This is a genomic window from Pseudomonas sp. P1_F7 (assembly GCF_056405655.1).
Window position 1 is genome coordinate 1 of sequence record NZ_JBFUBR010000040.1, and the last position, 9065, is coordinate 9065.

A 9065-nucleotide genomic window follows, 5' to 3' on the forward strand; every position below is an offset into this window, starting at 1 on the left:
GACTTGTACTTCGACCTGCGTCCTCTCTCCACCAATGGCGGCGCGGTAGAGCAGCATGACCTGATCGCCGGCACGGCACAGAACATCGTCACCAATCCCGAAGGACGCTTCCAGCTGTTCCGGATCGGCGACGCCGTGTCTGCTCGCAACACCCACGCGGCCATCTACGACGCTTTGCGCCTGGTGAAAGAAATCTGAATCCGAACCTCCATTCCTGTTGGAACGGAGGCTCGCCATGAACAAGAGGGAACCATGTCAGCAGTGACCATTAAATCGAAGGCGGCAGTCGCTTTCGGCCCAGGACAGCCGTTACAGCTGGTGGACATTGATGTCGCACCGCCCAAGGCTGGCGAAGTACGAGTACGAATCGTGGCAACCGGTGTCTGCCACACGGATGCTTTTACCCTGTCGGGCGACGATCCCGAGGGGATCTTTCCTGCCGTGCTGGGCCATGAGGGCGGCGGGATCATCGAGTCGATCGGCGAAGGCGTGACATCATTGTCGGTCGGCGACCATGTGATTCCGCTGTACACGGCCGAGTGCCGGCAATGCAAATTCTGTCTGTCGGGCAAGACCAATCTGTGCCAGGCAGTCAGAGCGACACAGGGCAAAGGCCTGATGCCTGACGGAACATCGCGTTTCTCCTTTCAGGGCCAGCCGGTGTTCCACTACATGGGCTGTTCGACCTTCTCCGAGTACACGGTACTGCCGGAGATTTCCCTGGCCAAAATCCACAAGGATGCGCCGCTGGAACAGGTGTGCTTGTTGGGCTGTAGCGTGACCACAGGCATTGGTGCCGTACTCAATACTGCCAAGGTCGAGGCTGGGGCAAGCGTTGCGATATTCGGGCTCGGCGGGATCGGGCTGGCGGCCATCATCGGCGCGAAAATGGCCAACGCCGGGCGAGTCATCGCCATTGATATCAACCCGGCCAAGCGGGACGTCGCCCTATCGCTCGGCGCGACCGACTTCATCAATCCCATGGACTATGACAAGCCCATCCAGGACGTGATTGTCGAGCTCACTGACGGTGGCGTGGACTATTCGTTTGAATGCGTCGGCAACGTCAAGTTGATGCGAGCTGCTCTGGAGTGCTGCCACAAGGGCTGGGGCGAATCGATCATCATCGGTGTTGCCGGTGCGGGCCAGGAAATCAGCACCCGCCCTTTCCAACTGGTGACCGGGCGCGTCTGGCGCGGCAGCGCGTTTGGCGGGGTCAAGGGCCGCACGGAGCTTCCCAGCTACGTCGAGAAAGCGAGCACCGGCGAAATTCCGCTGGAAACCTTCATCACTCATAACCTTGGTCTTTCGGACATCAACAAGGCTTTCGAATTGATGCTGGCAGGGCAAAGCATACGCACCGTCATTCATTTCTGACCAAGGCACTGCCGTGATATCGGCCAGCGCTCACACCCGCATCACAACCCAAAGGAAATCAAAATGTCTGTTTTTACCCATGTCACTGTCGGTACCAATGACCTTGCCAAAGCACGGACCTTCTATGATGGCGTTCTCAAAGAAATTGGTCTCAACCGTGTTGCCGACCTTGATGAATCCGGCTCCATTTGGGGCGTGGATAAACCGTCATTCTTCGTGCTCAAACCCGCCAATGGCAATCCTGCCAACGTTGGCAATGGCGTGACTGTCAGCTTCGAAGCGCCAAATCGCGCTGCGGTACATGCATTCCACGAAACCGCACTCGCTGCTGGTGGCATCTGTGAAGGCCAACCGGGTTCTCGTAACTGGGCTGAAAATGCCTATGCCGCTTACGCTCGGGACCTTGATGGCAACAAACTGGCTGTCTATTGCTTCAAGGCCGAATAATCGCAACCGGCTGACGCCTTTTACAGCGAAGGCCCTTCAGCGGGCCTTCACTGTATATCCCCTGCCCTGGCTACATTCCCCGCCGCGCAACCTCAGCGCCTGCCATTATTGCCCGCCCCACAATGGACTCGATGTTTTGATCGGCCATCGACTGCAGCGCTGCTGCCGTCACGCCACGGTAAGCCATCAACGATTCAATCATTTGCTGCGGATCGCGACTGGCAAGCATCTGGCCGCCCCCCACCACCACGCCTTGTGCAGCGCGCTGCGCGATGGCAAGGGGAATTCCCGCAGCCACCGCCTGATTAGTCAGAGCCATTTGCAACATTGCCGGGAAGGCCGGCCCAGTCCCGGACAACGCGCTGAGGTAATCAATACAGTCTTCATCAGGCACTTCGTCCGCCGAACCTACACACTCGAACAGTCGCTGCACCCACTTGCGGTCGCACTCTGGAAGGTTTCCGACACTGTACCAAGGCGTGAACGACTGCCTGATTTCCACGGCCGCATTCGGCATGGCCCGCACCACGACATCCGCACCGGTGGCCGCGCTGATGGCTGCCGCCGGAACTCCGGCCATCAGAGAAATCACTAGCTTGCCGCGGACGTTGATCCGCAGTTCGCGAAACTGCTCCGGCCGGATGGACAGCACGACAATATCGCTGAGGTCCACCAACTGCTGGTTGTCGGCCAGCAGCCTCACGTCTGGCTCGAAGGTATTGACGCCGGAGCGGTTCGAGATCAACAAACGGTCAGGCCCGACGAACCCGCTATCGAGCAGCGCCACCGCGATTGCACGCCCGAGCCAGCCGGTGCCCCCGATGATTCCCAGAGTTCTATTCTCCATCGGCAGTGGACTCCTCGAATGTTTCGACCAAGGGAACGAAAACGCCAGGCTCTTTTTCTGCGTAGCCAAACTTTCCATAAAAGCGATCCAGCTCGCGCCTCTTCGGTACTTTGCCGGTAAACACGCTCACGTACTGAGGAATCCGTCGAAATCGAACGACGATATCTTCATTGGTTTTCATGGAGATGTAGCCGATCTGTGTGAGGTAGATCGTCCTGGCCCGAACGTCAGCCCCCTCGCCGTCGTAGCCAAACCGTCGGAACATCGCGGCCAGAGCATTCATCCGCGCCTCATCGGCTAAAGCGATTTCAGCTTTGACCTCGTCCGATTGCAGCGCCCAACTGCGCACAGCAAATTCGAACTGCGAGTCGAACAGCTCAGGGTTCACCCAGCATTCGAAGACGTTGAGAATTGCTTCGGAAATACTTTCTGCATAACTCTCGCATTGGCTGACCATACCGCCGGTGTTCTTGTCCCGCCATCGAGCGAGGAGTGCCGCGAGCAGCTGTTCCCGATCTTCATAGAACCAATAGAAGCTGGTACGAGACAAATTCAAGCGTTTGGCCAGCGGCATCACCCGCACAGCATCCACACCCGACTCTTTAAGAGCATCGTAGGCGGCGTCCAGCCAACCATCGACGGAGCCTCGCCAGCCTGCGTCCTGAGCTTTGGTTTTCGCCCTTCCTGTCTGTGACATTCGGGTTGCACCTTTCTCTGAAAATTCTTCGTCACTGTACACCTCAGGATCTGTGGCGTACACGGCATGTACAGCTGCGTACATTTTCGAGACGCTCAATCGCCAAATCAAGCGCACGCCATCAATAATGCCCCGAATCAATTCACTGGTCGAATTGCGAAGCCCGGCACTAGAACGGCCGATTCTCAACAGGTACTCGCAGCATGTTTCGTGTTGATATCAGTGTTATTGACTCCAGCAGCGCCAACTTTTATCAAGTCTTCGACGACACCAGAAGAAACTCTCGAGTCAGAAACTTTGGATAACGCCACGTTATCTTTGGCCCTGTAAAAAAGTTGCTGGACGCTGTGAGCCATTGAAATTAAATAATGGCTGCGCCAAAAAAACTACCAGGTAGGTTGCCCAATGAAATTCAATAATAAAGTGGTGGTCATTACCGGCGCTGCCGGTGGTGTCGGACAGGCGTTAGCATTATTGTTCGCCCGAGAAGGCGCAAAGCTTGTTTTGTCTGATCTTGATGAAGCCGGTTGCAAATCAATTTCCGCCAAAGTCCGTGACTTGGGCGCCGAAGTGCACTACGTGGCAGGCGATTTACGCAGAAAAGAATATTGTGAAGCGATTGTCCAAACTGCCGTCGATGTTTTTTCCGGGATTGACATCGTATTGAACAATGCGGGCATCATTCCCCGCGGCACGATTGAGGAAACCACTGACGACATGTGGTTTGACGCCATGGGCGTAAACCTGAATGCGGTGTTCTTCATCTGCCGTGCCGCAATACCGCACATGAAAAATCGCCCGGGCGCCGCAATCGTCAACACATCATCTGTCTGGGGAATTTATCCAGGCCCCGCCCACGTGGCGTATTGCACAAGCAAAGGGGCCGTCGCGGCTTTAACCAAAAATCTGGGCCGCGATTGCGCCCCTTTGGGCATCCGTGTCAACGCCGTATGCCCGCACGAAATCAATACCCCAATGATACGCAGCGGCTTTGAGCGTCGTGGCCTGGATCCGGATAAGGCCGTGCAAGAACTGAACAAGAGCGTGCCATTAGGCCGTATCGCCGAGCCTGAGGACATTGCGGACGTCATCGCATTTCTGGCGTCCGACGAGGCCAGGTACATCGCCGGTGAAACGGTAGAAGTCACAGGCGCCAAGCCGGTATCCGGCTAAGGAGAAGTAGCGATGCTCAAAGGTAAAAATGTAGTGGTGACCGGGGGCGGCAGAGGAATTGGTCGAGGCATCACCGAACAATTGCTTGAGGCGGGAGCTACTGTTTTGATCGCTCAGCGCCAGGCACTGGACGACGACTTGCGAGATCACCCCCAAATCTATTTCGTCGAGGCTGATCTCGCCTCGATGGAGTCACCCGGTTTGATTGCACAGTCCGCCCAGGAGCAGCTTGGCGGAATCGATGTATTGGTTAACAACGCCGGGTTCATGTTCGAGAAATCCGTTGATGATATGACCGAACAGGACTGGGATCGCATGATGGCTGTCAATCTGCGAGCGCCAGCATTCTTGTGTAAGGCGTTGGTGCCCCAGATGCGTCAGCGAGGCGGTGGCAGCATCATCAACATCGGGTCGATCGAAGGGATAGGCGCCAACCCTGAACATGCCGCGTACTGTGCCTCCAAAGCCGGCATCCATGGGCTGACCCGAGCCTTGGCAGTCGATCTCGGCCGGGACGGCATCCGCTGCAATGCCATTGCTCCGGGGTGGATAAATTCCGAGCTGAGTGATGCGTACCTCGCCGCTCAAGCTGATCCGCGTGCGGCACGCAAAGCACTCCTGCGTCTTCACCCGGTTGGACGTACCGGACTGCCGACGGATGTTGGCGGGACAGTCGTCTTCCTGGCCTCGGAGTCATCGGCCTTCATCACCGGACAAGTGCTGGTGGTGGATGGGGGGCGCACGGCGAAACTGCCGCTGCCGTTTTGATCGAATCAGCCTGACTTGCGACGGAGGGAGTCACTTACTCTCCTCCGTTGCAGGTTGCGTGGAGCCAGACTGTTGTCCGCTGCAAAATTTTGCGGCGGGCACGCATTGATTACTTGGGTGCTTTGTTCTCTGTCAGACAATTGCCACCATCAATCACCAGTAACTCGCCGGTAATGTAACTGGACTCAGGTGATGCCAGGAACGTAACGGCAGCCGCTACTTCTTCCGGGCGACCTGCCCTGCCAACCGGGACATACTTCGCTGCATTCTCTTCCTCCGGAGTGCTTGACCCTGTAGCGATCCAGCCCGGCGCGACCGCGTTCACAGTGATTCCATAACCCGCGACTTCTATGGCCAGGCTCATGTTCATACCCACCATTGCTGCTTTTGCCGCGGCATAAGCCGCCTCTCCCGGATTACCGGCTCGAGTGCCAGTCGTGGAGCTGACATTGACGATACGGCCGTAGCGTCTGTTACGCATCCCCGGCAAAATTCCACGGGTCAATAGAAAGGCAGTTGTCAGATTCCGAGCAATTGAGAGGTTCCAGCTATCGACACTCATGTCCGCCAGTTCGACAAAAGGCTCGGGGTGACCCTGCGCGGCCATGCCGGCATTGTTCACAAGAATATCAATTCGTCCCCAAACCGATTCGGCCCAAGTGGTCAGCTCAAGGACTTGATCCTCTTGGCTCAGGTCAGCCGCACGCCCTTGCACTTCAAATCCTGCGGCGCGTAACTCCTCCACCCGATCCTGGATGCGAGCGCTGCTGCCTGTGACGATTAATCGCACGCCGAGGCTGCCCAGACGCTTCGCAATCGCAAAGCCAATTCCACGTTCACTACCGGCGCCACTAACAAGCGCAACCTGACCACTCCAGTCCGCAACCACATTTTGCTCCTGTTGTCCGGGATTAGTCCCTGAGCCCATGGCAGTCTAGGGGAGAGAAAGCAGCTGAGCCAATAAGCCTCGAAAGGATAGGTTGAATGTTCACGCCTTCGCTTTAATCGCATACAGCCCACCAATAATCACCAACGCTGCTCCAACAACCACCCACATATCAGGGTGCTCGGCAAAAACGATCACACCGATCAACGTGGCGAACACCAGAAGCGCATAGTTGAAAGGCTGTAGCGTAGAAGCGGTCGCGTATTTCAGTGCTTGAATGAGGAGAATCTGAGCGACTACTCCCGTCAATGACAGTATCGCCATCAAGAGGCCCTGAACGGGAGTCGGAGCAACCCATGCAGGCAGCCCCACAAAAGTGATCGTCAGGGCACCCACAATTGCCATGAAGAGCATGTTCGTAGCAAAGGAGTCGTGCTGGCTAATCCGGCGCGTCAGCACGTTGAACAATGCAAAACCCAATGCAGCTAGCAGGGGAATCAGCGCTGCGAGTTCAAAGACGCCCGCGCCTGGCCGGAGGATGATCAGAGTCCCGGTGAACCCTATGACCGAGGCAATCCAGCGTCGAAGGCCTATAAACTCTCCAAGTACGGCGCCGGCCAATGCCAATGTCATCAGCGGAAATACGGCATAGAGCGCATGCATTTCGGCCAGGCCCAGATAGCGTAGCCCGATCGCAAACAGTATCGTTTCAGCCACGGCTAACAGCGCTCGAATGATTTGGAGCCAAGGGTGCTTGCTGCGAAACGACGCCTTTACCCTACCTTGATAGGCAGCATATCCGAGGGCAAAAACGACAAACACCCAATACCGCACCATGACCAGTTGGGCAACCGGGAAGTCTTTGACAAGCACCTTGGTTATGCCGTCCTGGGTCGCAAAGATAAGCATTGAAAGCAGGCACAGGAAAATCCCGAGTTTGGGCCTTGCGACCCCAGAACTAACGGCAACGGTGGGCGTAGTTAAGTACGCCGTGTTTTTTGTTTGATCGCTCTTCAATCGCACCTCGGTCATGCCCTCCTCCTTAGCGTGTCAGCTGTCGACGAAGCGCTTCTTTATTTCACTAGCCGCGTTTCTCTCGATGGCCGGTAACCAAAATACGAGCTGTAGCATTTGCTGAAATGGCTCGGCGAAACGAAGCCGCATGCGACCAGCACATCAACCTGAGACAGCTCTGTGTGCTGCAGCAATCGTCGTGCTTCGGTAATGCGTAATTCCAGGTAATACCGCTGCGGTGTGGTACCCAGTTGTTCTTTGAACAAGCGCTCTATTTGTCGACGGGAACGTCCGGCATAGGCTGCCAGTTGCTCCATTTGCAATGGCTCTTCAAGGTTGGCGTCCATCAGCTTGACCACCTCTTTGAGGGGGGCGCTCAACGAGATGTTCTGTGTCGGTTTGATACGCCGATACCGCGACTCTTCGAAAGACAGAATGTCTTCGATGCCCTCGACAAGTGCCTTGCCGTGCAGCCCCTTGATCCACTCCAGGGCCATGTGAAAAGCACCCGCCGGACTCGAAGCCGTGAGCCGGTCGCGATCCATGACAAATGCTTCACTGGTGACATGCGTGACTTTTGAAATTTCTGCGAGCGCGGGTCGGTGTTCGGGATGAATCGCACAACGATACCCTTCAAGCAAACCTGACACGCCCAAAAACCACGCCCCATTCCATAGCCCGGCCAGTGTGATACCCAGTTCTGATGCTGTTTTGAGGAGGCTGATCAGCTCGTGATGGACTTTGAGCTCGGTGCGATAGCCGCCGCATATGACCAGCAAATTGAGGTGTTTGAGTGCTGCGACGTCTAAACGCCCATCCGGTCGAATGACCAAGCCAAGGTCGCTGGTGACCTCTCCGTCCTGCAACCCGAAGGTTCGTGAAGAGAACAACGTGGGACGCATGAGGTTGGCAGTGACAATCGTATCCAGAGCTTGCGTAAATGCAGGCAGCGAAAAGTTTTCGAGCAGTAAAAATCCTGCCCGGGCATGAGTCGTCGGCTCATTCCGGGTCTCTTCCACATAGCGCAGGTTTTTACCTTTCATACACCGGCTGAAATCTCGTCGTTCGATCACTTTACGCCTCGCTTCTTTACACTGACGAACACAGCCATTGTGCAAACCACGGTTGAATCTGCGCATCCGAAGAATCAACCGCTGGCGCCGTGACCAAACTTTTTATGCGAGCTGGAAACCGTGGGCTAGAGGGTCTTTGTCATCAACGAAAATAGTGTTGTGACCTATCACCTCAGCCCAGCCGCTGACACTTGGATTCATGCCGTCGAAGGTTCCGACTTTTACCGACGCCTCAACTTTTCCTTCGTAGATCGTGCCGATCAGACTTTCGAGTCGATAAACGTCGCCGACGTTCAGCCGACCCTTTCCGAAGAGCTGAGCCATCCGGGCCGAGGTACCGGTACCGCCGGGAGAACGATCAATAGCTTTATCACCGTAGAACACGGCACAGCGTCCATGCACGGTTCTGCTCTGTGGTTTGTCACACCAGATGATGTGATGAACACCACTGATTCTGCTGTTCTCTGGATGCACTGGGTCACAAATGGCCGAGAGCGCTGCACGCAGCTTCTGGCTCAACCCCACGATGTCAGCCGTCGTCTGCCCTTCGAATCCAGTCCAGCACTCCTGTGGTTCGACCACCGCGTAGAAATTCCCGCCGTAGGCGATGTCCACCGTAAACGTTCCAACACCAGGTACTTCCACCACCACATCGGCGCTGTGCAGGTAGCTGGATACGTTGAACAAGCGAATTGACTCAACAAATTCACCGCCCATGGTGTATTCGACATCGACCCGTCCCGCCGGTGTTTCAATGGCCAGTTTTCCCGGCTCGCGAGGTGT

Annotated in this window: 10 protein-coding genes and 1 pseudogene; 5 read left to right on the forward strand and 6 right to left on the reverse strand. The window is 56.1% G+C overall.

Features of this window, described 5'->3' with window-relative positions; translation table 11 throughout:
• From AC1D1M_RS31085 to AC1D1M_RS31095, 3 genes and pseudogenes are all read left to right on the forward strand, one after another.
• Positions 1-198 (forward strand): annotated as a pseudogene (locus AC1D1M_RS31085) (NADH-dependent oxidase); the annotation flags it as partial.
• A 54-nt stretch (positions 199-252) separates the two neighbouring features.
• Positions 253-1377 (forward strand): S-(hydroxymethyl)glutathione dehydrogenase/class III alcohol dehydrogenase, encoded by a 1125-nt coding sequence (locus AC1D1M_RS31090; protein WP_477778658.1) that lies wholly within the window; start codon positions 253-255, stop codon positions 1375-1377.
• A 63-nt stretch (positions 1378-1440) separates the two neighbouring features.
• On the forward strand, positions 1441-1824 hold the full coding sequence (locus tag AC1D1M_RS31095) for a VOC family protein (RefSeq protein WP_046046576.1): 384 nt from the start codon (positions 1441-1443) through the stop codon (positions 1822-1824).
• A 70-nt stretch (positions 1825-1894) separates the two neighbouring features.
• Here the strand turns inward: AC1D1M_RS31095 and AC1D1M_RS31100 are convergent, their stop codons facing one another.
• Positions 1895-2671, reverse strand: a complete 777-nt coding sequence (locus AC1D1M_RS31100) for a pyrroline-5-carboxylate reductase family protein (protein WP_477762060.1) — start codon at positions 2669-2671, stop codon at positions 1895-1897.
• The gene (locus AC1D1M_RS31105) at positions 2661-3368 is read right to left on the reverse strand and encodes a TetR/AcrR family transcriptional regulator (RefSeq protein ID WP_477762061.1); all 708 of its coding nucleotides are present in this window, start codon (positions 3366-3368) and stop codon (positions 2661-2663) included. Before AC1D1M_RS31105 ends, AC1D1M_RS31100 begins: the two co-directional genes overlap by 11 nt.
• A gap of 405 nt (positions 3369-3773) precedes the next feature.
• On the opposite strand from AC1D1M_RS31105, the gene AC1D1M_RS31110 reads away from it, so the two are divergent.
• Positions 3774-4541 (forward strand): SDR family NAD(P)-dependent oxidoreductase, encoded by a 768-nt coding sequence (locus tag AC1D1M_RS31110; RefSeq protein WP_095942149.1) that lies wholly within the window; start codon positions 3774-3776, stop codon positions 4539-4541.
• 12 nt (positions 4542-4553) lie between these two features.
• Positions 4554-5309 (forward strand): SDR family NAD(P)-dependent oxidoreductase, encoded by a 756-nt coding sequence (locus AC1D1M_RS31115; protein ID WP_477762062.1) that lies wholly within the window; start codon positions 4554-4556, stop codon positions 5307-5309.
• A gap of 109 nt (positions 5310-5418) precedes the next feature.
• Here the strand turns inward: AC1D1M_RS31115 and AC1D1M_RS31120 are convergent, their stop codons facing one another.
• The 4 genes from AC1D1M_RS31120 to AC1D1M_RS31135 all read right to left on the reverse strand — a co-directional run.
• Entirely contained in the window at positions 5419-6237 is an 819-nt protein-coding gene (locus tag AC1D1M_RS31120; RefSeq protein WP_477762063.1) for an SDR family NAD(P)-dependent oxidoreductase, read from the reverse strand.
• Between the two features lie 60 nt (positions 6238-6297).
• Positions 6298-7227, reverse strand: coding sequence for a DMT family transporter (locus AC1D1M_RS31125; protein WP_457327385.1), 930 nt, complete (start codon positions 7225-7227; stop codon positions 6298-6300).
• A 41-nt stretch (positions 7228-7268) separates the two neighbouring features.
• Positions 7269-8282 (reverse strand): GlxA family transcriptional regulator, encoded by a 1014-nt coding sequence (locus AC1D1M_RS31130; RefSeq protein ID WP_477762340.1) that lies wholly within the window; start codon positions 8280-8282, stop codon positions 7269-7271.
• 102 nt (positions 8283-8384) lie between these two features.
• Positions 8385-9065, reverse strand: a 681-nt coding sequence (locus AC1D1M_RS31135; protein WP_477778659.1) for a proline racemase family protein, incomplete at its 5' end; no start/stop codon positions are given.

What these genes read in the sequence shown, in the direction of transcription:
- AC1D1M_RS31090 (WP_477778658.1), top strand. Translation starts at nt 253, where the DNA reads ATGTCAGCAGTGACCATTAAATCGAAGGCGGCAGTCGCTTTCGGCCCA.
- AC1D1M_RS31095 (WP_046046576.1), top strand. Translation starts at nt 1,441, where the DNA reads ATGTCTGTTTTTACCCATGTCACTGTCGGTACCAATGACCTTGCCAAA.
- AC1D1M_RS31100 (WP_477762060.1), bottom strand. Translation starts at nt 2,671, where the DNA reads ATGGAGAATAGAACTCTGGGAATCATCGGGGGCACCGGCTGGCTCGGG.
- AC1D1M_RS31105 (WP_477762061.1), bottom strand. Translation starts at nt 3,368, where the DNA reads ATGTCACAGACAGGAAGGGCGAAAACCAAAGCTCAGGACGCAGGCTGG.
- AC1D1M_RS31110 (WP_095942149.1), top strand. Translation starts at nt 3,774, where the DNA reads ATGAAATTCAATAATAAAGTGGTGGTCATTACCGGCGCTGCCGGTGGT.
- AC1D1M_RS31115 (WP_477762062.1), top strand. Translation starts at nt 4,554, where the DNA reads ATGCTCAAAGGTAAAAATGTAGTGGTGACCGGGGGCGGCAGAGGAATT.
- AC1D1M_RS31120 (WP_477762063.1), bottom strand. Translation starts at nt 6,237, where the DNA reads ATGGGCTCAGGGACTAATCCCGGACAACAGGAGCAAAATGTGGTTGCG.
- AC1D1M_RS31125 (WP_457327385.1), bottom strand. Translation starts at nt 7,227, where the DNA reads ATGACCGAGGTGCGATTGAAGAGCGATCAAACAAAAAACACGGCGTAC.